Origin of the sequence: Acinetobacter sp. Q85-2 (assembly GCF_013420555.1) — a bacterium.
In the GTDB taxonomy this organism is placed as follows: Bacteria; Pseudomonadota; Gammaproteobacteria; order Pseudomonadales; family Moraxellaceae; genus Acinetobacter; species Acinetobacter indicus.
The window spans coordinates 68,791-89,414 of record NZ_VOXW01000012.1 but is presented as its reverse complement, the minus strand read 5'-3'; the positions used below and the strand labels follow the sequence as shown (position 1 = coordinate 89,414).

Here is a 20,624-nt window from a genome sequence, read left to right as displayed (position 1 = left end):
ATGAAATACGGTATTCTGATGTGACAAAACCTGAATCCTGGTCGTTAAAGTGTTTGTTTGCACTCATATTTTAACTGTTAGGACTCAGGTTTTTTTATTTAAAGCAAACTATGGGACAGCAGTGGGCTTTGGGCCTCTTTTTTTATCTCTATCGTTTTTCATTTGCTGTTATTCGGATGTGATCCAGAGATATTACCCGTTATAAAGATGTAATCTTTTTGGTGATTATTTAGACAGGATGCAGCTGCGCGCTTATGATAGGAGCAATGAGTATTTCAAAACCCATTTGCTGCAATGATCGGAGTACCTTAAATCATGCAAAGTAATAACCCGATCCTGACACGCGTTGAGGTGTCGAGTGATTATGCCCAGCCGATGAGCGTGCAGGGAGCAATCCAAAAATCTGTCCTGCTGACTTTAATTGCCGCCGTGGTGGGCATCGGCCTGTTTTTCTACAGTTTCCTGACCGCCAATCTTTCTATTGCCTATGCCGGCGCAATTGTCGGTGCCATTGGCGGACTGATTCTGGCTTTGGTGGCCACCTTTAAGCCAAATACAGCGCGCACGCTGGCCATTCCCTATGCGCTGTTTGAAGGGGCCTTTCTGGGCGGGATTTCAGTGATCTTCCAGTTGCAGTTTCCGGGTGTGCCATTACAGGCCTTGCTGGCTACCTTTGTGACCACATTGGTGATGTTTGTGCTGTATCGTACTCGGGTAATTCGCGCCACTGAAAAATTTAAGGCGGTGGTGATGTCGGCCTCAATTGCGATTGCGATGGTGTTTGTGGTGCAAATCTTTCTGAGTCTGGCTTTGGGGTCGAGTATTCCTTATCTGTTTGAAAGCAACTGGCTTGGAATTGGCTTTGCAGCATTTGTGGCCGTGATTGCCTCTTTAAACCTGATTCTAGACTTTGACCTGATTGAAACCGGTGCAGCACAAGGTGCACCGAAAAGCATGGAATGGCTGAGCGCCATTGCCTTATTGGCCACCTTGGTCTGGATGTATTATTCCTTCCTGCGTTTGCTGGGCTTATTGCAAAGCAATGATTAACTTCCCTGCATTTATCGACATTAACATCGCGCAACCTTTGCGCGATTTTTATTTTCTTCGGAGGAATTGAAAAAAAGGCGCATTATGCAATTTCCGAATTGGCTCAGAATTGGCATGATACTGCAAAATCAATATGAGTGAGATTCACATGGCACAAGGACTATTAGCGGGTAAACGCTTTTTAATCGCGGGTATTGCGAGTAAATTATCCATTGCATTTGGTGTTGCTCAGGCTTTACATCGTGAAGGTGCAGAGCTGGCTTTTACCTATCCGAATGAAAAATTGAAAAAACGTGTGGATGAATTTGCAGAACAGTTTGGTTCTAAAATTGTTCTTCCTTGTGATGTTGCGGTAGATGCTGAAATTGAACAGGTCTTTGTCGATCTTGCTCAACATTGGGATGGTTTGGATGGCGTGGTGCATTCAATTGGTTTCGCACCAGCCCATACCTTAGATGGTGACTTTACCGACGTGACCGACCGTGAAGGTTTTAAAATTGCGCATGACATCAGTGCCTACAGCTTTGTTGCGATGGCGCGTGCCGCAAAACCATTATTACAGGCGCGTCAAGGCTGTTTATTAACCCTGACTTATCAGGGTTCTGAGCGTGTAATGCCAAACTACAACGTGATGGGCATGGCCAAAGCTTCGCTTGAAGCAGGGGTGCGTTATTTAGCCTCTAGCCTGGGTGCTGAAGGCATTCGTGTTAATGCCATTTCTGCCGGTCCAATCCGTACATTGGCTGCATCAGGAATTAAGTCATTCCGTAAAATGTTAGATGCCAACGAAAAAATTGCCCCATTAAAACGTAATGTCACCATTGAAGAAGTGGGCAATGCTGCATTATTCCTGTGCTCACCGTGGGCCAACGGGATTACCGGTGAAATTCTGTATGTAGATGCTGGCTTTAATACTGTGGGTATGAGCGCCGCCATGATGGACGCAGAATAAGTCGGAATGTTTCAACCTGTGCTGGCTTTTTATCGGATAGTTACATATTGATAAACAAGCGGCCGGGTTGAAGCGATGTTTTATGTGGTTATTTTGTATAAAATAGCCACACTTTTTTTTAGCTATTTATTACAGAACAATGATGCCAAGCAATATATTTGCAGCACTAGAAAAATTAGGCCTCAGCCCACAAAAACGTGCCCTCCATATTCAATTTTCTCAGCCTGCCTTAAATACCGATGTTTTTTTACAGCGCATCGACGGTGAACACCAGCTCAATGACGGTTTACATGCCGAACTGATCTGTCTTTCGACCAATGCCCAGATTCCGTTAAAACAGTTTATCGGCGCGCAAGTTGCCATCGATCAGGTCACTGATCAGGGCCAGCTGTTTCGCAGCAGCGGCATCATCACCGCCGCAGCGCAAGGCCAAAGTGATGGCTCACTCACCCTCTATAAACTCACGCTAGAAGATCCGACTGCACTCTGGCATAAACGCCGTAATAGCCGCGTGTTTATGAATAAAAGCGTGCGCGAGGTCAGTGAGATCTTATTTAAAGAATGGCAAAACAAAAGCCCGCTCTTTGCCGCCAGCCTGACCCTGGACTTAACCGGACTGACCCAGGAACTGGATGTGCGTCCCTTTATCATGCAGTCCAATGAAACCGACTATGACTTTTTGACCCGGCTCTGGCGCAGTGAAGGCATTAACTGGCTGATTGATGAAGCCCAGTTACAGGTCTTACATTCCAGCAGCCCGCTTCAGGCCCAGAAACTGCGCCTGATTGATGATAACAGCCAGTACAGCGCCTTAAATCGTCGCAGTATCCGCTTTCATCGCTCCAGTGCCACCGAACAATTAGACAGCATCACCCAGTTGATTGCCCAGCGCAGCCTGCAACCGACTGCCGTACATCTACAACGCTGGCAGTCAGACAGCCTCAGCCAGGAAGAAGGCGCCGGTTCAGTGCAAAGCAAACACCAGCACAGCCATAATCAGGACAATGCCAGCCTCAGCCTGGAACAAGCCTGGCAGATCAGCCCGGCCTGGATGCAGGATTTAAATGGCGAAGACCAGGCCACCGCATCCTCTAATAACCAGCTGGACAAACTGAACCAGAACCTCAGTCACTACCACGACCTGCAATCCAAATACTTCAGCGCCCATTCCACCGTCCGTGATGCCCAGGTTGGCTACTGGTTTGAACTGAATGAACACCCGGAAATTGACCAGCACAGCGCAGCCGACAAAGAATTTCTAATTACCGGCAAACAGTTCTATAACCAGAACAACTTACCCAAAGACCTCAATCAGCAGATTAACCAGTTACTCAGTCAAAGCCACTGGCATAGCCATTTTAGCTTTCAACACGAACAACACCCGGATGAACGTCAAGGCAATACCTTAACCCTGCAACGTCGCTACATCCGCACCGTCCCGGAATACCATCCACTACAGCACCGACCAGCAGCCCATCCGCAGCGTGCTCGGGTAGTCGGTCCTGCTGGCGAAAGCATCCATGTCGATGAATGGGGACGGATTAAAGTCCGCTTCCTGTTTACCCGCAGTGATGACCATCAGCATGATGGTGGGGCCGGTAGCAATGACAATGACACCGATTCCGCCTGGGTCGATGTACTGACACCTTGGGCCGGAGAAGGCTACGGGGCACGTTTCCTGCCACGGATTAATGAAATTGTGGTGATCGACTTCTTTGACGGTAACATCGACCGGCCATTTGTGGTGGGGCGTTTACATGAAGCAGAACGCTCGCCAACCCGCTTTGATACCCTAGGCCAGCTACCCGACACCAAAAAACTCAGTGGTATCCGCTCACAGGAAATTGAAGGCAGTGGCTTTAACCAGCTGCGTTTTGATGATACTCCGAAGCAGATTTCAGCCCAGCTGCAAAGCAGCCATGGTGCGACCCAACTGAACCTGGGGAACTTGAGCCATCCCAAAGCCAGCGCCGAAAGTGACGGCCGGGGTGAAGGTTTTGAGCTGAGAACCGATCAGTGGGGTGCAGTTCGTGCCGGAGAAGGGCTACTGATTTCCACTCATCCACAGGCACAGGCAGAAGGTAACCATCTTGATGCCAGCGAAGCCAAGAGTCAGATTGAAGGCTCACTGAACAATGCCCAAGCTTTAAGTGAAGTGGCCAAGAATCAGCAGACCGATCCTTTAGAGGTTCTCGATAACTTAAAGAGCTTCTTAGAGCAGATCGAACAGCAGGATGAAAATAAAGCCGCTGCTTTTAAACAGGCCTTAATGATTCTTAGCGCACCAAACTCTATTGCTTTAAGTAGCCAGCAAGATGTGCATCTCTCTGCTGATGGTCAGATCAGTCACAGTGCCGGAGAGAGTATTAACCTGAGTACGCAGCAGTCTTTGATTGCACATGCCAGCCAGAAACTGAGCCTGTTTGCAGCACAAGACGGTGCACGTTTATATGCCGGTAAAGGCAAAGTCGAGATTCAGGCTCAAGGTGATGGTGCAGATCTTATTGCCAGAAAAGGGGTGCAAATTATTTCGACGGAAGACACGGTCTATATTACCAGTCCAACCGAAATTAACCTGACCGCCGGTGGTTCACAAATCAAGATTAATGGCTCGGGGATTTTTCCAACCACGGGTGGCAAGTTTGAGGTGAAGGCGGGGCAGCATAGTTTTGTTAGTGGAGAGAAGCTAGTAGTTGATTTACCTAGTTTCCCTGAGTTAATTACTAAAAAATTCACCAAAAAATTTATTGCAAGAAATGATATAGGGAAACCAATGCCTAATATTAAATATATGGCATTTTTTGAAAGTGGAAATATTGAAACTGGTAAGACGAATGCCAAGGGTGAAACTAGTCTGTTTCAAACGGATATCCAAGAAAAAATATTTATACATTTTGATACTACCTTTGATTCAAATATAAAATTTAATGAAGAGTAAAGATATGTCTTTCACAGCAAAATTTATTATTAGATATCGACATCAAGCAGGACATTGGGAAAATTTCGATGGAGCCAAATATAGGATTGTTGCCTCAAGTGGTAAGATATTGAAGGAAAATTTATTAACCTCTTCTACAGGGGAAACAATAGTCATATCAACTGAAAAATCAGAAGATATTAGGGTAGAGTTATTTAATCTAAAAACAAATACCTATGATATACCAACTTATGTGGTTAAAAATTGCACTGAGAATACGCGAGAAAAAACGAGTATAAAAACCGTAAACGTTGAAAAAGGATATATTCAAGTTAAATTTACAGCACCTAAAGCTATAAATTTAGATAAGAATATTAAATACCATTTTGAATTTAAGCCAACAGGTGAAAAAGGGATCATAACGCTCTCTAATAGTCTTAAAAATGGATTAACAAAAACATATACAACTGAGCCTTCAAGCCTTTTAGATGGTGGTTATCCAAAACAAGTTAAAGCAAAATTTATAAAGCTATTTACAGATGTAAGTCCATTAGCACGAATTCATCTTAAAGTTGTGAAAAAAGATGGTAAAGAATCAAATGAGATATCAACTACTTTTGCACCACGAGTCATTCCTATAGGATCTAAGTTCCATTACAGAGAAATATCATTAGAAAAAGTCTTTTGGGAAGATAAAACAGAAGAAGCTGTTAAAGAAAGTAAGACAGTAGCACAAAGATTGAATGAATATAGGAAAGTGGTAATTAGTATTAGTAGAGTCGCGGGTACCACTTATCAACTCGAACGAAAAGACTTGGGAGAGCTTATTGCTCCAAATTTAAATTCTCAAAATGCAGTAACTTGGCAAGATGGTAAAGAAATAACGATTAGAATACCGAAGAAATTTAAAGGTATTTTAATTATTAAAAATTATAAAACTAAGAAGGCTATAGCAACAATAAATGTAGCTAAATTTCCAAATGAGAATGAAACAATATCTTTTGGACAGAGTAAATTTGAATTACCAAAGCCACCCTCTAGTGGTGCAAAAAAATTGATGGAAGATGCACAAAAAGGTGTTAAGGATGCACCACAACAAAAAGCTGAATTTTTAACATATACTATTTCAACTAATTGTAATGATCAGAAGTTTAGAGAAAAGTATGATCTAGAAGATCTAAAAACTTGTAGCGATAAAGAGTTTGCAATAATTGTAAATGCAATTTTTACAAATTTTGTATGGGATAATGGGATTGTACCTGTATTTTCAGCAACAGTAACAGGAACCACAGACATTGCAAAGAATGCACTTAGAGATAATTATATAAATAAATATTTAATACCCTTTTTTAAAAATATAGGTGTTGCTGCTAAAGATATTCTAATCGCTGTCAAAACTCAAAATAAAACATTGATGTTGTTTTTTTTGGGGCTTTCTCACTTACGTTATCAAATGAATATGAATGCAATTCGGCACCTCAAGAAAAAGATGGTTATGAACAATATTCCTGTAAAGGAGCCTATTACGTGGAAATCAATAAAAACAGGTGCATTAATAGGTTTTTTTATTGTAGCAACTTCAGAAGTTATTGAGCATTTATCAACTGATAAAGCAAATAAAGATTGGACAAATCTAATTTCTACTCTTGTTGGAGTAGCGGTTAAAACAGTTATAGGTACCATACTTACAACATTGGTTACTTCTTTTATTCTTACAGCTTTCGTGGGTGTCACAGCTCCATTCGTAGCTGTGTTAGCCGTTGGATTAATAGTTGGTTTTGTAATAGGATTTCTTATTGACGCTCTCGATAGTTATTATTTAAATTTCACTGGTGGAATAAAATACCTTTTAAACAAAGTTCAAGATGGTTTTGCTGGCAATATTAAGAAACTAATTGAATCTATAAGTAAGATAGTTGGTATTAATTATACGATACCAAATTGGTTATTAAATTGAGGTTTTTATGAAGAAATTTGAATTAATTAATAAGTCAATTTTTATAATTTCTTTTTTTTCACTTTTGGTTTTTTGGTCTTATGTGCAATTTGGATATTTAAAATACTTGTTAGCTAGTATTTTTTTGGGTTGTATTTTCTTAGTATTAGGTCGTATTAATTATAAAAAATACTATTTTAAATATGTTTTATTAATTTTTTCAATTATTTTATTTTATTCTTTTGGGGCTATTTATTTAACTGTAAAAAATGGATGGTTTGAAATTTTTGTTTGCTTGCTTGTTTTTATGGTGATTGATTTGTATTTATCTATTGGTAAAATTAAAGATATGCAACATAAGTATAAAAATAATAGTATCATTGATGATAATCTTGATCAGTTTTCATGTGACTTTGAGTTGGCAAATGGAAAAGTTTGGGGTGATGGAAGATTTTTTAAAATTATATTCGTTTCATATGTATTTGTGATTGGTCCTTATTTTATTATATTGAATCCTTTATATAGATTTGATGCTGGTGAAATGATGAATGGGATAAAATCAAATTTATATATGTATGCAGTAATTTTATTAATTCTAGTTGTTTGGGAGTATACATTGAAAAGAATTTATTTTTTTAGTGGTCTTGAATATAAATTTAAAAATGAGTGAAATATAAAAAAAGCCCTTACGGGCTTTTTTCAAATTAATGATTGTATCGGACTTCCACCCAACGCCTGCAATAAAGTGGCTTTGTTGCACAAAGATTTCATAACTATATGATTTTAAAGGTTTTGATTATTTTTTGATCCAAAATTAAATTTATTTAAATCAGATGCTTACATATTTATGCAACAAAGCCCTTCAATTGAAAAAGAAAGGAATATTGGTATGTATTATCAAGAACAAGGAACATTGTACTGTGGAAATGAATTACTGATAATAAATATTTAGTAGAAAAAAATTATTTAAGTGTAAAGATAAAGTTAAGAGATTAGTTAGGGGCAAATAAGTATGAAGTTAAATAATTTGAGTTTGGTTGTTTTTATACTTTTTATATTTACTGGATGTGGTGAAATTTATTCTCAACCTTATGATAAATATCCATTTGAAGTGAAAATGAAAGCTTTATTAGGGGATAACCTTGAAATTGTGAACTCAATACGTAAAGCAGAAGTCCAAATTTCTTCTTTTAGATTTGAAAAAGATCCTAATAAATTGAAAAAAGTAATTAATCAATTAGAAAAAGATGGTTGGATATTAAAGGGGCATGGACAAGGGGTAGATACATATTGTTTAGGAGCTAATAATAGTATTAATATTGTTAGCCCTACTGCAATTGGTGTTTATGATTATCAAGGAGGTAAACTAAATATAACTGATTATAATTCTGATGCTATATCTTATAGTGGCTTTGTTGCACAAAGATTTCATAACTATATGATTTTAAAAGTTTTGATTATTTTTTGATCCAAAATTAAATTTATTTAAATCAGATGCTTACATATTTATGCAACAAAGCCTCTTATAGTTATAATAAATGGGGCGAGGATTTGTGTGAATGATTTTTGGAAAATTATATTAATTTCTTCCTTATTAATTCAATTAGGTTGTTCTAATAGAATATATGAGCAACCTTCAGATAAGTATCCATTTGGAGCAAAAATGAAAGCTTTATTAGGTGATAATCTTAAAATTGTGAACTCATTGAGTAAAGCAGAATTAGGTGCTATGGCGGGAGCGAAGATTGGCTTAATATTATCACCTGTGACAGGTGGAGCATCAATTGCGATTGGTGGTATTGTTGGTGCAGGTATTGGTGCGGTTGCGCTAGGAGTTGGTGGTGGATTTGCTGGTAGTTATGGTGGGACACAAGTTGCTAGGAAATATACGGGTGTGTGTGATTAAAAGGTATAGTTATGAATGAGGTTTTATTCGTGATGAAAGAAATGATTGAAAATAATACTATTTTAATGAATTTTGTTATGTTAATTATTCTTTTTAATTTGTTGTTAATGTTTTTTACATATATATATAATAAAATTTATATTTCGATTTATAAAGATGATTTTATTGATTTGTTTTTTGGGAGGAATAATGGAGTCATCTTTAATCGAGTAGGTGGGGATTTGGTTGTTGTCGCATATTGGTTTTTGATGCGTTATTCTTTTGAAGTGATTTCATCGAGAAAAATACGTTTCCCTTCTATTAATGACTCTCATGCTAAACCATTTTATATGACGCCGAATGCTTTTAAAGAGAATATTGAATTATTTAAAAAGAATAGGAAGGGGTGGCTGATTTTTAATCTGATATCTTTTTATATAACATATATATTGGCTATTATTTTTCTAATTTATATAATACTTTTTATTTAAAATTCTTAACTTAAAAATTTAGGTGTAAAGAGAGTTCTGATATGTCTGTTTATCAGGAAATGGTGTCTAATTTATTAGAGGACCCTATGGTTGCAACTATGATTATAGCAATCTTTTTTAGTGCATTTTTAGTTGTTTTTATTATTGTTTATAATAAAATTTATATAAAAAAACATAGGGATGATTTTTTAAATTTATATTATGGAACAACGAATGTTTCTAAAGGGATATTAAATAGTTTAGATGTAACCACCTTCTTTTTTTTGACAACTTATGATGTTCAGTTAATATTAAATAATATTTTTAAATATAATAAAAAAAAACCATTTCCAAGTATTAGAGATAAAAAAACTCCAATGAAATTGACTCCTAATGCTTATATCGAAAATATTGATAAATTTAGAAAAAATCACAATCGATGGATGTTTATCAATTGGATTATAAATTTTTTAATAATTCTTACTTTTGCAGTATTTATCTTGATTGACCTTTTTTATAAAAGATAACTTGTAAAAATATTTGTTGATGAACAGGCTGAGCCTTTAGTTCGTTATCAATATGATACACAAGGCAACTTGATAAAAGCTACTGATGAAAATGGTCATGTCCGAAACTATGAATACAACCATTTCCATCAACTTACACGTTATACCGATCGTACAGGGCGTGGGCAAAATATTCGCTATGAATCAACTGAAGCCAAAGCTAAAGCAATTGAAGAATGGGCTGATGATGGTAGTTACCATACCAAACTCAAATGGCATCCTCGCTTACGCCAAGTCGCTGTTTATGACGCTTACGATGTCCCGACCTATTACTATTTTGATCTGAATGGATTTACCTACCGTACTCGTTTAGCAGATGGACGTGAATCGTGGTACAGCCGTGATAGTCAAAAACGTATTACCCGTCAAATTGATTTTGAAGGGCGAGAGACCCAACAAGAATACAATGATCAGGATCAACCCATCAAGTAGCCAGCAAGATGTACATCTCTCTGCTGATGGTCAGATCAGTCACAGTGCCGGAGAGAGTATTAACCTGAGTACGCAGCAGTCTTTGATTGCACATGCCAGCCAGAAACTAAGCCTGTTTGCAGCACAAGACGGTGCACGTTTATATGCGGGTAAAGGCAAAGTCGAGATTCAGGCACAGGGTGATGGTGCAGATCTTATTGCCAGAAAAGGGGTGCAAATTATTTCGACGGAAGATGCGGTTTATATTACCAGTCCAACCGAAATTAATCTGACCGCCGGTGGTTCACAAATCAAGATTAATGGCTCGGGGATTTTTCCGACCACAGGCGGAAAATTCGAGGTAAAGGCGGGGCAGCATTTGTTTAAGAGTGGTGAAAATGTTCATGCAACCATTCCTTTAATGCCTAAATTGGGATTACACAAAATACAATTTGAATTGCGAGATACTGAAACACAAGCGTTGTTGCCTTTCACTTCTTACATGTTAATGAATGATCAAGGGCATGTAAGCTATGGAAAAACAGATGTGAATGGCTTGACTCAGGCATTTGTCACTGATAAGCAAGAGAATTACTATCTACATGCAATCAATGACAAAATAAAGAAATTGGATAACTAAGATGGCAAAGTATCCTCAACCTAAGCTTGCACAAGCTGTATTAAAGAATGTGCCAAAACATATTGCTTTGCCACGTTTGAAATATGTGATTACAGCAAAAACATCTGAAGCTAAATCTACCTATGTATCTAAACTGACACCTTTTAATAAGTTTATGAAAACCCATAAAATTGAGGTGAATTATGATACTGCAGTAGTTCAAGTTGATATTTTCTTAGACGATAAATGGTATCAAGGCGCAATCCTTCCACATTTAGCACAATCTGAAAGCGGAAAGTTTACAGAGATCAAGTTTAAATACCATCAAGCGCAAAGTTCCCCGATAGAAGAAAATAAAATCCAAAAAGTTTATATAAAAGAAGGTATGGAAGTTGGTTGGTTGTTGATTCGAGAAGATGAGACTGTCGATGCATTGTTAAAACGTATCTATGCATACCCTCCTACGGCAAAAGAATTTTCTATTTTTAAAAATAATAATGCCCATTTGCCAGGGTTATCAACCAATGGACCAATGACTGTGCTTAAGCCGTGTCAGGTGGTCATTTTATCAAATAAATATGGTAATGATCTTAAGCTGAGTGAATATAAGCGGTTAGCGAGCAGCGTCGAAGAAAAATTGAAGCTATTGAGAAAGTCCTCAAATTTTGATGCGGCATTTTTTGCTGCAAATTATGAACTTTTGTACGACTATTGGTCACATGCTACTGAAATGGCATTAGCCAATGTAAGTGACCAAAAGAAAGTCGTCACAGTTGATGAGTTTAGGAAGGAATACTGTCAAGGTGATGATGATCTACTAGATCAAGTTGAAGAAAGAACGGGGCAAATTGTAGATAGCGCTGAACAAAAAAGCGAGCGAGATAGAAAGCTTAAAAAGAATGAGCTTCTAGTCATGAAAGAAACATCACTAGAAAAAGTGATAAAAAGCAATGATGCGATTATGGCTGTTTATCAAAGTGAACAGCTAATGAAATCTAAATATTCGAACCCAAAGCATTTTTCAGATTTTAAGAAAAAATATGCCTCACTTTATAGCCAGTTGGGTACAGCACTCAAAGATATGCATATTGTTGAGCCTCAGACTCAAATTCCTTTAATGAGAAAGTATATGAAAACGGACTCTCTTATACGTTCAGATGCTGTACGAGGTGGTTTGAAGCATTACGATAAGATGATCGTCGATTTAGGGAAAATCAGTATCGGTTTAAGAATGGGTAAGCAATTGGTGATTGGTCTAGGTGCTGCGATTTTCTTTAAAAATACAATGGATGCCTACAACACGGGAGATATGGAGCTTACGAAGAAAGTGGCTATGATTGAAGGTAGTAAGATTGCTGGGGGAGCCGCAGGAGGGGCTATTGGTGGCTTGGGAGGAAAAGTGGCAGCACGGGGGATAATTTATATTATTGGTGCTGTGGCTGGAGCAGTTGGGTATACTATATCTTTACCTGTTTCTTTGACAGTAACTGCCGTTGTAGTGGGAACGGGTATTATTGTTGGGGGTAAATATGGGAGTGAATATATGGAAGATTTATCTAAAAATATTACTGGTATATGTAAATGAATGATCAGCAACTTATTTATGAAGCTTGGATTGCTTATGGCTCAATAATTTTGGTTCTTTCTTTGGTCTTAATTATATATATATATAACTATTTATTTATAAAGAAAAATAGTAAAGAGCTTTCTGAAAGAATCTATGGTATCGAAGAATACTTAGATGAGGTGGGAGTTTCTTTTGAAAAGGTAATGCAACTAAATTTTATATTTTCCTTGATGTGGTTCTCATATTTTGTACAGCATAGATATTTTAAACAGAAGATGTCATATTTCGCCAAACGTGGAGAAAAGAGTCCAAGCTTGTATCCAAACCTTTATCAGGATAATGTCATTTATTTATGTGAAAAGTTTGGAAAACAGATAATCACAAATGAGGTCTTAGCTTTTGTCTCTCTATTTTTTGGGATTTCAATGTTTACGTCGAAATATATAGCAAAATTTATTGTCTATTTAGGTTTTTAATATCTTAAATAAGTTGTTTATACATATCAGCACCTCTTTATTTCAAGATTTCTGCTGTTGAAGTGGGAGTAGGTATCTTTTCGGTGGTAAATATGGCAGTGAATTTGCTGAAGACAAGGTTAAAACCTTTACAGGGATATGTGAATGAAAGATCAAACATTAATTTATGATTATTGGATCTTTTTTTGCTCAATGGGGTTAGGTCTTTTGCTGATGTTAGTTTTATATACATATAACTACATATTTATAAAGAAAAATAGTAAAGAGCTTTCTGAAAGAATCTATGGTATCGAAGAGTATTTAGATGAGGTGGGAGTTTCTTTTGAAAAGGTAATGCAACTAAATTTTATATTTTCCTTGATGTGGTTCTCATATTTTGTACAGCATAGATGTTTTAAACAGAAGATGTCATATTTCGCCAAACGTGGAGAAAAGAGTCCAAGCTTGTATCCAAACCTTTATCAGGATAATGTCATTTATTTATGTGAAAAGTTTGGAAAACAGATTATCAGAAATGAAGTTTTGTCTCTTGTCTCTCTTGTATTTATAACATCAATGTTTACATCGAAATATATAGCAAAATTTATTGTTTATTTAGGTTTTTAATACTTCTAAAAATAATTTGGTTACATATGTTAGTTTCTGTTTTCCTAACCATCACGGTTGTTGTGGGAGCAGGAACGATTGGCGATGGAATGCTTATTGAAGATGTAGGTTTTGTTGCACAAAGATTTGAAATGCAAAGCGCCCCTAATTGAGCCAAATTTAAGGCGTAACTTGGGTAAGTGGTCGACCTAATTCCGTAAATCTGTTGAGGACTGCTACACGTGCATGAATCTCATTCACCTGACTAGGAAAGCTTCTTGCCATTAATTTATCGCCTAATAATTTGATGCAATGCATCTTGGTTTCTACCAAACTGCGGCGATGATAGCCTGACCATTTTTTCCATAGTGTCCTGCCTAAACGTTTAACTGTTCGAAGTAATTCATTAGCGACTCAATTGCTATATCAAAAGAAAAAAATGGTTACTTATAAGCAATTCTAGTTGTAAAACTTATCAATTCATTAGCTTTGATAGCAATAGGTTTCGGGGGGCTAGCACAAATTTCAGTTGTGGAATCATATATTTTAAAAAATGTTGAAAAAAATATTATTGCGCATGCTGCTAGTAAGTTTTTATTAATTAGTGTTGTAAAATGGGCAGCTAGGTTAACTTGGGTTGGACTAGGATTAACCTTTTTGTACGAGCTAGCTAAAAACTACTATTTTGATAGCAAACTTGAAAGTTGGTGTAGTAAATCAGCTTTTGGTCTAAATAAAAGTAAATTTAAGAATATATTGGAGGAGGATAAGGCATTTAGTGAGGCCTTACAGAGTATATAAATGATTAATGCAAAAAAAATTGTGGGTAGAATAGAAGGTCTTAAATGTGAAGAATCTATTATACAGCCTTTTAAAAATATTGGTAAGCAAGTCGCAACTACAGCTTTGCTAGGAGTGTTGACAGAAAGTACTTCACTTTTAAGTGCGGCCCCAATATTAATTCTTGCTTCAAAAGGTAGGAGAGCAAAAACCTTTACTTGTAAAATAGACGGGATTGATGTCATTGGGCAATATACTACAGTAAAATTTAATGAAGGGGACCAAGTTGTTACCATCCTAAGTGAAGAGCAAGATAAAGGCTTTCATTTAGCTTATGCAGTATTAATACCAAATAAGGGAATACTTCATATGTTGTATGATTCTGGGCGTTCATTTAAAAAGCATTGTTTACATTTACTTAAATGGGCAATAATACTAAGTATATTTTCATGTATTTTTTTAACTATTATTGCTCTGGTAGGGTATTTAAATCCTGATAATGGTAAAGATATTATTGACTTTAAAAATCAATTAATAATCTCTTATTTAGTGTCATTTATATTTTCCTTTGGTCTACTATTTAGCTTTTTATTTGGTAAGGATAATGTACGTTTTCTAGGGCGTTACAGCGAGAAAATTTTTGAAATATTAGGGTTTGAACAACCCAAAAATCAAAATCTTTTTAATTCATATCTGATCGATGAAAATGGTTTGCATGTGAGTGTTTTGGATTATAGAAAAAGTTTGATTGGAAAAGATCCCTATCCAGCGGATTATTTTGAGAAGAAAAATGATAAAAATTGAAGGCAAGATTCAAAATCTTAAAGTAGAAGATTCTAAAATTTTGTCTATTGGTAATTTAAATCAACAAGCAGCTAATACTGCGTTAATTGGTACATTAGTCGGAAGTACTTCCTTAATGAGTAACGTGCCCATTATGGCATTAGCTGCAAAAGGTAGAGATGGAAAGACTTTTAGAGGTGAGATTAACGGTATCCGAGTCATTGGACAATTCACAGGTGTTAAGTTTGAAAATAATACTCCTCTAATTATGGTTATTAATGAAGAACAAGAGGACGGATATCATTTTGTATATGCAGTTCTAGATCCTAAAAAAGGTTTGTTACATATGCCATATGAGATGGGAAGATCTAAAAAGAAGACTTATTTATCTTTAGTAAAAAATGCAATTTTGTTATCGATATTATTTTGTTTCTTTTCCAGTATATTAATTGTTGCCCAATATTTTGCAATTGAAGATATTTCAGTTGAAAAAATTAAATTTAATGTAATGCTTTTCTATCCATCAAGTATTCTTTTTTCATTTTTATTTATGGGATACTTTTTATTGGGTAAAAACAATCTTCGATATTTAGCTGAACTTTCAGAAAACGTATTTGAAAAATTGAATTTTTCAGATGTAAAAGAACAGGATTTTTATAATTCAGGGCTTTGGGACAGTGAAGGGATATACCCAAGTGTTATGTTATATAGAAAAAATCTAATAGGTGCTGATCCCTATCCTGAAGATTATTTTGATAAGTAATTAAAATAAATTTTTTATTGATCTTTAATTATATAAAAAAAGCCCTTACGGGCTTTTTTTATTCCATAAATTTAAGGCAATTGCTGAATCGGGCTTCCACCCAGCGCCTGCAATAAAGTTACATAAGCATTGTATTGGCTCTGACGGGTTTGTACCAAAGACAAACGGGCATTACGCGTGGTTTCCTGTGCATCTAACAGATTTTTTAACGCCACTGCGCCGTTACGATAACGGACTTCAGTCAACCGTTCAGACTTTTCCGCCAGTTCAACATTACGTGCCTGCAAGGCAAGCTGCTTATCCAGCTCATTACGTGCCGATAATGCATTTTCCACATCTGCAAAGGCGGCATATAGAGTCTGGCGATACTGCAAAATCGCTTTTTCATATTCCAGTTCGTTGACCTGTAAATCACGTTTCATGTCATTCCATTGTAAAAATGGCAGACTTAATCCAGCACCCAAGGTCAAGGCCGGATTTTGCAATGCACTGCTTAGTGAGGTAGAGGCACCCACACCTGTTGATAGTGCGCCAGTCAAGCTGATCGATGGATAATAGCTGGCCCGATTGGCATCTTTATTGGCCAGGGCTTTACGCAGGCGTAACTCGGCAGCCTGTAAGTCCGGACGACGCGCCAATAATTCTGCCGGCAAACCGGCACTAATCTCCGGCAGCGCCGTGCGTGGTAAACGCGGCGGTTCCTGAACATTCAGTTGCTGCACCGGCATGTTTAATAAAACTGCCAAGGCCGTCCGGGTTTCTACACGCTGCTGCTCAATCTGGCTTAAGGTCGATTTCTGGTTTTGTACCGACTGTTCTGCCTGGGTTACATCCAGACCCGATACCGCGCCAGCCCGATACTGTACTTGTACCAGTTCATAGGTTTTTTGTGCGGTCGCCAGGTTTTGCTGGACCACCTGATAACGTTCATTTAAATAGCCCAGCTGCCAATACAGCTGCTGCTGTACCAATCAAACTCTGTGCTGTGGCCTGTAAATCCTGCTCGGTGGCTAAGGCTTCCCAACGCGCAGCTTCGGTCTGGTTGGCCAGTTTGCCAAATAAATCCAGTTCATAACTCAAGCGTGGATAGCCCAGAGAAATTCCGGTCGAGGCATTACCATCGCCATCCAGACTAAAACGGTGCCCGGTTGAAATGCTGGCATCTCCAATCCGGATCCCTTGCTGGCTTTGAGACTGTCCCGCCTGTAGACGAGCCTGTTGCAGGTTAATCCCCGCAACTGCCAGATCGCTATTGCGCGTCAAGGTTTGTTCAACCAGGGCATTCAGCTGGGCATCCTTAAACAGCGTCCACCACTGATCGGCCTGAACCTGAGCATGCACCTGCTGGCTAACCGCTTTACTGTTCTGGAAACTGCCTGGAATAGTCACAGCGGGTGCCTGATATGGGGTTTTCACCACCGCCGCACAGCCGACCAGGCTGCTGCTCAATAGCAGGGCGGTTGCAAGTTTACTGAAATTCAATTGCATGAAAGTATCCTTATTCTCGAGACAGGGCATCGACGGGATTTAAACGGGCAGCGTTACGGGCAGGAATAAAGCCAAACACAATCCCGATCAGGCTGGAACAGATAAAGGCTGCCACAATGGAGGTGGTCGAGTAAGCCATTTGGAAAGTCCCGCCGGCGAACTGGGTAATCAGTTGTCCAATCCCTAAAGATAAGAGCACCCCGAGAATACCACCTAAAATACAGACCAGTACGGCTTCAATCAGGAACTGCTGCAAGATGTCACTTTGTCGGGCACCCACCGCCATACGAACGCCGATTTCCTGCGTCCGCTCTGTAACCGATACCAGCATGATGTTCATCACCCCGATACCACCCACCACCAGAGAAATCACGGCAATGGCTGAAATCAGCAGGGTCATCGTCGCAGTGGTCTGCTGGATGGTTTCCCGAATACTGTCGGCATTCTGGGTAAAGACATCCTGCGCACCGTGGCGTTGGACCAGCAGGCTTAAAATTGCATTTTCTGCGGTGGCACTTGGATATTCATCTTTAATCCGGACAATGATGCTGCGCACATGCGATTGCCCCAGCATCCGGCTTAAAACGGTGGAGTAGGGCAGATAGACATTCAGGCTATCCGCATTACCGCCCATGCCTTGCTGGGCATCGACCACCCCAATGATCCGACTGGGTACGCTGCCCAGTAAAATCACCTGACCTACCGGGTTAGAGCCGTCACTAAAGAAAGTCTTTTGGGTGTTGGTATCAATCACCACGTCTTGGGCTTGAGTGCGGACACTGCTCCGGTCAAAAGGTTGACCGCTGTTAAAATCCAGACCGCGTACATAGAAGAAGTCTTCACTCACACCATTCACGGTGGTCGAGGCTTCAATTTCCTTAAAGCGTCCGGTCACGCTGGTATTCACCGACGGGCTGACCCCATCGACATAGGGCTGTTCCGCCAGCGCATCGGCATCTGCGGGAATCAGGGTTCTGACCTGAGAGGAACGTGAATTGTCCCCGAAGCCCCGGCCCTGATACACGGTGATGGTATTGGTACCCAGACTGCTGATGTTTTCCAGAATCTGTTTTTGTGAACCATTGCCGAGTGCCACCACTGAAACCACCGAGGCAATCCCAATAATAATCCCGAGCATGGTCAGAAAGGTTCGCATCCGGTGTGCATTCATGGCCAGTAAGGCCATACGGAAGGCTTCTCCCAGACGGTCCACCGCGGAGCGCCAGGACGAAATTTTCTTTTGCGTATTGCGCTGCAGTTGCTGTTTTTCTAGGGGGGCATCGTCAGTTTCTGGCGTATTCGGCTGATCGGAAATAATATTCCCGTCACTGATTTCAATAATCCGGCTGGCACTTTTGGCGACATTGTGGTCATGGGTGACCAGAATAATAGTATGACCCTGGGCATTCAGCTCGCGCAGAATCCGCATCACCTCAATGCCGCTGTTTTTGTCCAGTGCACCGGTTGGTTCATCGGCCAGAATCACATCGCCGCCATTCATTAGTGCACGGGCAATCGAAACACGCTGTTGCTGACCACCAGAAAGCTGGCTTGGACGGTTCTGGGTTTTCTCGCCCAGACCCAAATCGGTCAGCAGTTTTTCTGCACGCTGATGACGTTCATCGGCATCGGCACCGGCATAAATCGCCGGGACTTCAACGTTTCCCGCTGCGGTTAAATCACCCAGCAGATGGTAGCGCTGGAAAATAAAACCAAAATATTCACGGCGTAACTGCGCCAGTTCATCGGGTTCCAGTTCACGGGTTTCACGGCCATTGACGCGGTAGCTGCCCGAGGTCGGTTTATCCAGACAGCCTAAAATATTCATCAGGGTCGATTTACCCGAACCGGACTGACCGACAATTGCGACCAGTTCACCGGGGTAAATTGCCAGATCGACACCCTTGAGAATCTGCACCGTTGATTCACCTGCCGGGAATTCACGAGTCAGATTCTTGACCTCGAGTAGAGGTTGCTGTTGTTGACTCATGCTTACATTCTCATTGGGCCGGAAGGACCACCACGGTTGCTACGTTTGGCGCCATCGTTTGAGGTATCTGAACCATCGGCAATGATGACCTGATCACCCTCTTTCAAACCTTTGATGATTTCAACGCTAACGCGGTTATTTAAGCCGGTCAGGACCTGTTGCGGTTTGGCGCTGCCATCGGCCTGTAAGACACGTACCATTGCCAGTGCAGCTTTGCCTTGATCAATCAGGGCACGTTCCTGTTCGGTCAGGGTTAAGCGCGCAGGACGGTCACCGGCCGGGCGTTGACCACGAGCTTCAGATGCACCGCGTTCAGCCGGCGCCTGATCTGCACCCGGGGCACGGCTACGCTGTGGACGGTTAGAGGCCTGAATGGCTGCCGCTGGAATCATCAGGACATTTTTCGCTTCATCCAGCACAATCGACACCTGTGCGGTCATGTCAATACGCAATTTGCCATCTTCATTCGGAACATCAAACAGGGCGTTGTAATACACCGCAGAGCTTGAAGTGGATGAACTGTTATTGGTCTCGGTATTGATTGAATTCGGTGCCGGTTCAACCTGACGCAAGGTGGCGTAGTGTTTTTTCTCACTGTTGCCCAAGGTGGTGAAGTACACACGCTGGCCTTCTTCCACTTTCATAACGTCGGCTTCAGAAATCTCCGATTTTACGGTCATGGTGTCGAGCTTGGCTAGTTTGACAATGGTCGGCGCACTCTGGTTGGCGTTTACAGTCTGACCTTCTTCCGTAACAATCGCCACGACCGTACCATCCATGGGTGCAACAATACGGGTATAGCCTAAATCTTCACGTGTGGTGGCTAAAGTTAAGCGGGATTGTTCAATCTGGGCATTAATGGCAGCAATATCGGCCTGTGCGGTTTTGTAGCTGGCCAGTGCGGCTTCCAGTTCTGCACGTGAGGTCGCATCCTGGTCATACATGGCCTGTTGTCGGCGATATTCAGCTTCGACTTTGGCAAGATTGGCCTGACGCACCGCCAGTTGGGCCTGCTGGTTTTTAATGCTGGCTTCTGCGGTTTTTAATTCGTTTTCCTGACGTACCGAATCAATCTGGGCAATCAGCTGGCCCTGTTTGACCTGATCGCCGAGTTCAACATACATTTTTCTGACCTGTCCCGACACCTGGGCGCCGACACTGACCATTTTGGTGGCTTCAAGGACACCGGTGGCCAGTACTGAATTTTCAATATCGCCACGGCTGACGGCAGCGGTAATGTACTGTGGCTGTTCCTGTTTAGGTTTTAAAAAGAACCAGGCTGCAGCAATAAGTGCCACAATGGCCAGCGCAGCAAGCGCGAGTTTGGTTGGTTTTATTTTAGGCATGATCATCGAAACAGGTAAAAAGAATTAAACGGAATTATAA

18 protein-coding genes and 4 pseudogenes are annotated in these 20,624 nt (G+C 40.0%); 18 read left to right on the top strand and 4 right to left on the bottom strand.

What is annotated here, in order from left to right; translation table 11 throughout:
- Positions 1 to 315: 315 nt before the first annotated feature.
- The 15 genes and pseudogenes from FTT68_RS08725 to FTT68_RS14075 all read left to right on the top strand — a co-directional run bounded on the left by FTT68_RS08725 (position 316) and on the right by FTT68_RS14075 (position 13,607).
- On the top strand, positions 316 to 1,050 hold the full coding sequence (locus FTT68_RS08725; protein WP_016659546.1) for a Bax inhibitor-1/YccA family protein: 735 nt from the start codon (positions 316 to 318) through the stop codon (positions 1,048 to 1,050).
- A gap of 148 nt (positions 1,051 to 1,198) precedes the next feature.
- Complete coding sequence (locus FTT68_RS08720; protein WP_005182307.1) at positions 1,199 to 2,002, top strand: enoyl-ACP reductase; 804 nt, start codon at positions 1,199 to 1,201, stop codon at positions 2,000 to 2,002.
- A 139-nt stretch (positions 2,003 to 2,141) separates the two neighbouring features.
- The gene (locus FTT68_RS08715) at positions 2,142 to 4,940 is read left to right on the top strand and encodes a type VI secretion system Vgr family protein (RefSeq protein ID WP_180061714.1); all 2,799 of its coding nucleotides are present in this window, start codon (positions 2,142 to 2,144) and stop codon (positions 4,938 to 4,940) included.
- Positions 4,941 to 4,944: 4 nt separating this feature from the next.
- Positions 4,945 to 6,876 carry a sodium/proton-translocating pyrophosphatase gene (locus FTT68_RS08710; RefSeq protein ID WP_168397149.1) on the top strand — a complete coding sequence of 644 codons (1,932 nt, stop codon included), beginning with the start codon at positions 4,945 to 4,947 and terminating at the stop codon, positions 6,874 to 6,876.
- A gap of 7 nt (positions 6,877 to 6,883) precedes the next feature.
- Positions 6,884 to 7,525: a hypothetical protein gene (locus tag FTT68_RS08705; RefSeq protein ID WP_168397148.1), complete on the top strand. Its 642-nt coding sequence runs from the start codon at positions 6,884 to 6,886 to the stop codon at positions 7,523 to 7,525.
- 342 nt (positions 7,526 to 7,867) lie between these two features.
- Positions 7,868 to 8,323, top strand: a complete 456-nt coding sequence (locus tag FTT68_RS08700; RefSeq protein WP_180057787.1) for a hypothetical protein — start codon at positions 7,868 to 7,870, stop codon at positions 8,321 to 8,323.
- 87 nt (positions 8,324 to 8,410) lie between these two features.
- Entirely contained in the window at positions 8,411 to 8,761 is a 351-nt protein-coding gene (locus FTT68_RS08695) for a hypothetical protein (RefSeq protein WP_373684737.1), read from the top strand.
- Between the two features lie 32 nt (positions 8,762 to 8,793).
- Positions 8,794 to 9,231 carry a hypothetical protein gene (locus FTT68_RS08690; RefSeq protein WP_227554623.1) on the top strand — a complete coding sequence of 146 codons (438 nt, stop codon included), beginning with the start codon at positions 8,794 to 8,796 and terminating at the stop codon, positions 9,229 to 9,231.
- Between the two features lie 41 nt (positions 9,232 to 9,272).
- Entirely contained in the window at positions 9,273 to 9,737 is a 465-nt protein-coding gene (locus FTT68_RS08685; protein ID WP_163146133.1) for a hypothetical protein, read from the top strand.
- A gap of 18 nt (positions 9,738 to 9,755) precedes the next feature.
- Positions 9,756 to 10,205, top strand: a pseudogene (locus FTT68_RS08680) (hypothetical protein); the annotation flags it as partial.
- A pseudogene (locus FTT68_RS08675) lies at positions 10,204 to 10,827 on the top strand (DUF2345 domain-containing protein); the annotation flags it as partial. The pseudogenes FTT68_RS08680 and FTT68_RS08675, both read left to right, overlap by 2 nt.
- Position 10,828: 1 nt before the next feature.
- Positions 10,829 to 12,391, top strand: coding sequence for a hypothetical protein (locus FTT68_RS08670; protein ID WP_180057790.1), 1,563 nt, complete (start codon positions 10,829 to 10,831; stop codon positions 12,389 to 12,391).
- Positions 12,388 to 12,849 carry a hypothetical protein gene (locus FTT68_RS08665; RefSeq protein ID WP_168397152.1) on the top strand — a complete coding sequence of 154 codons (462 nt, stop codon included), beginning with the start codon at positions 12,388 to 12,390 and terminating at the stop codon, positions 12,847 to 12,849. Before FTT68_RS08670 ends, FTT68_RS08665 begins: the two co-directional genes overlap by 4 nt.
- Positions 12,850 to 12,993: 144 nt before the next feature.
- The gene (locus FTT68_RS08660) at positions 12,994 to 13,455 is read left to right on the top strand and encodes a hypothetical protein (RefSeq protein WP_127800632.1); all 462 of its coding nucleotides are present in this window, start codon (positions 12,994 to 12,996) and stop codon (positions 13,453 to 13,455) included.
- A 26-nt stretch (positions 13,456 to 13,481) separates the two neighbouring features.
- Entirely contained in the window at positions 13,482 to 13,607 is a 126-nt protein-coding gene (locus tag FTT68_RS14075) for a hypothetical protein (protein WP_257220604.1), read from the top strand.
- A gap of 7 nt (positions 13,608 to 13,614) precedes the next feature.
- Here the strand turns inward: FTT68_RS14075 and FTT68_RS08655 are convergent.
- Positions 13,615 to 13,842, bottom strand: a pseudogene (locus FTT68_RS08655) (IS5/IS1182 family transposase); the annotation flags it as partial.
- A 123-nt stretch (positions 13,843 to 13,965) separates the two neighbouring features.
- Between FTT68_RS08655 and FTT68_RS08650 the strand changes: the two are divergent.
- The 3 genes from FTT68_RS08650 to FTT68_RS08640 are packed head-to-tail and all read left to right on the top strand — an operon-like array spanning position 13,966 to position 15,760.
- Positions 13,966 to 14,235: a hypothetical protein gene (locus FTT68_RS08650; RefSeq protein ID WP_160241622.1), complete on the top strand. Its 270-nt coding sequence runs from the start codon at positions 13,966 to 13,968 to the stop codon at positions 14,233 to 14,235.
- On the top strand, positions 14,236 to 15,018 hold the full coding sequence (locus FTT68_RS08645; RefSeq protein ID WP_180061715.1) for a putative type VI secretion system effector: 783 nt from the start codon (positions 14,236 to 14,238) through the stop codon (positions 15,016 to 15,018).
- Positions 15,005 to 15,760 carry a putative type VI secretion system effector gene (locus FTT68_RS08640; RefSeq protein ID WP_180061716.1) on the top strand — a complete coding sequence of 252 codons (756 nt, stop codon included), beginning with the start codon at positions 15,005 to 15,007 and terminating at the stop codon, positions 15,758 to 15,760. The genes FTT68_RS08645 and FTT68_RS08640 overlap by 14 nt, the downstream gene beginning before the upstream one ends.
- A gap of 71 nt (positions 15,761 to 15,831) precedes the next feature.
- On the opposite strand, the pseudogene FTT68_RS08635 reads toward FTT68_RS08640, so the two are convergent.
- From FTT68_RS08635 to FTT68_RS08625, 3 genes and pseudogenes are all read right to left on the bottom strand, one after another.
- Positions 15,832 to 17,248, bottom strand: a pseudogene (locus FTT68_RS08635) (efflux transporter outer membrane subunit).
- A 10-nt stretch (positions 17,249 to 17,258) separates the two neighbouring features.
- Complete coding sequence (locus FTT68_RS08630; RefSeq protein ID WP_160241618.1) at positions 17,259 to 19,238, bottom strand: MacB family efflux pump subunit; 1,980 nt, start codon at positions 19,236 to 19,238, stop codon at positions 17,259 to 17,261.
- A 2-nt stretch (positions 19,239 to 19,240) separates the two neighbouring features.
- Positions 19,241 to 20,584, bottom strand: a complete 1,344-nt coding sequence (locus FTT68_RS08625; protein ID WP_005182348.1) for a MacA family efflux pump subunit — start codon at positions 20,582 to 20,584, stop codon at positions 19,241 to 19,243.
- Positions 20,585 to 20,624: the final 40 nt, after the last annotated feature.

Bases quoted from the DNA above. Each gene is read 5' to 3' on its own strand.
- FTT68_RS08725 (WP_016659546.1), top strand. From the start codon at position 316: ATGCAAAGTAATAACCCGATCCTGACACGCGTTGAGGTGTCGAGTGAT.
- FTT68_RS08720 (WP_005182307.1), top strand. From the start codon at position 1,199: ATGGCACAAGGACTATTAGCGGGTAAACGCTTTTTAATCGCGGGTATT.
- FTT68_RS08715 (WP_180061714.1), top strand. From the start codon at position 2,142: ATGATGCCAAGCAATATATTTGCAGCACTAGAAAAATTAGGCCTCAGC.
- FTT68_RS08710 (WP_168397149.1), top strand. From the start codon at position 4,945: ATGTCTTTCACAGCAAAATTTATTATTAGATATCGACATCAAGCAGGA.
- FTT68_RS08705 (WP_168397148.1), top strand. From the start codon at position 6,884: ATGAAGAAATTTGAATTAATTAATAAGTCAATTTTTATAATTTCTTTT.
- FTT68_RS08700 (WP_180057787.1), top strand. From the start codon at position 7,868: ATGAAGTTAAATAATTTGAGTTTGGTTGTTTTTATACTTTTTATATTT.
- FTT68_RS08690 (WP_227554623.1), top strand. From the start codon at position 8,794: ATGAAAGAAATGATTGAAAATAATACTATTTTAATGAATTTTGTTATG.
- FTT68_RS08685 (WP_163146133.1), top strand. From the start codon at position 9,273: ATGTCTGTTTATCAGGAAATGGTGTCTAATTTATTAGAGGACCCTATG.
- FTT68_RS08670 (WP_180057790.1), top strand. From the start codon at position 10,829: ATGGCAAAGTATCCTCAACCTAAGCTTGCACAAGCTGTATTAAAGAAT.
- FTT68_RS08665 (WP_168397152.1), top strand. From the start codon at position 12,388: ATGAATGATCAGCAACTTATTTATGAAGCTTGGATTGCTTATGGCTCA.
- FTT68_RS08660 (WP_127800632.1), top strand. From the start codon at position 12,994: ATGAAAGATCAAACATTAATTTATGATTATTGGATCTTTTTTTGCTCA.
- FTT68_RS14075 (WP_257220604.1), top strand. From the start codon at position 13,482: ATGTTAGTTTCTGTTTTCCTAACCATCACGGTTGTTGTGGGAGCAGGA.
- FTT68_RS08645 (WP_180061715.1), top strand. From the start codon at position 14,236: ATGATTAATGCAAAAAAAATTGTGGGTAGAATAGAAGGTCTTAAATGT.
- FTT68_RS08640 (WP_180061716.1), top strand. From the start codon at position 15,005: ATGATAAAAATTGAAGGCAAGATTCAAAATCTTAAAGTAGAAGATTCT.
- FTT68_RS08630 (WP_160241618.1), bottom strand. From the start codon at position 19,238: ATGAGTCAACAACAGCAACCTCTACTCGAGGTCAAGAATCTGACTCGT.
- FTT68_RS08625 (WP_005182348.1), bottom strand. From the start codon at position 20,584: ATGCCTAAAATAAAACCAACCAAACTCGCGCTTGCTGCGCTGGCCATT.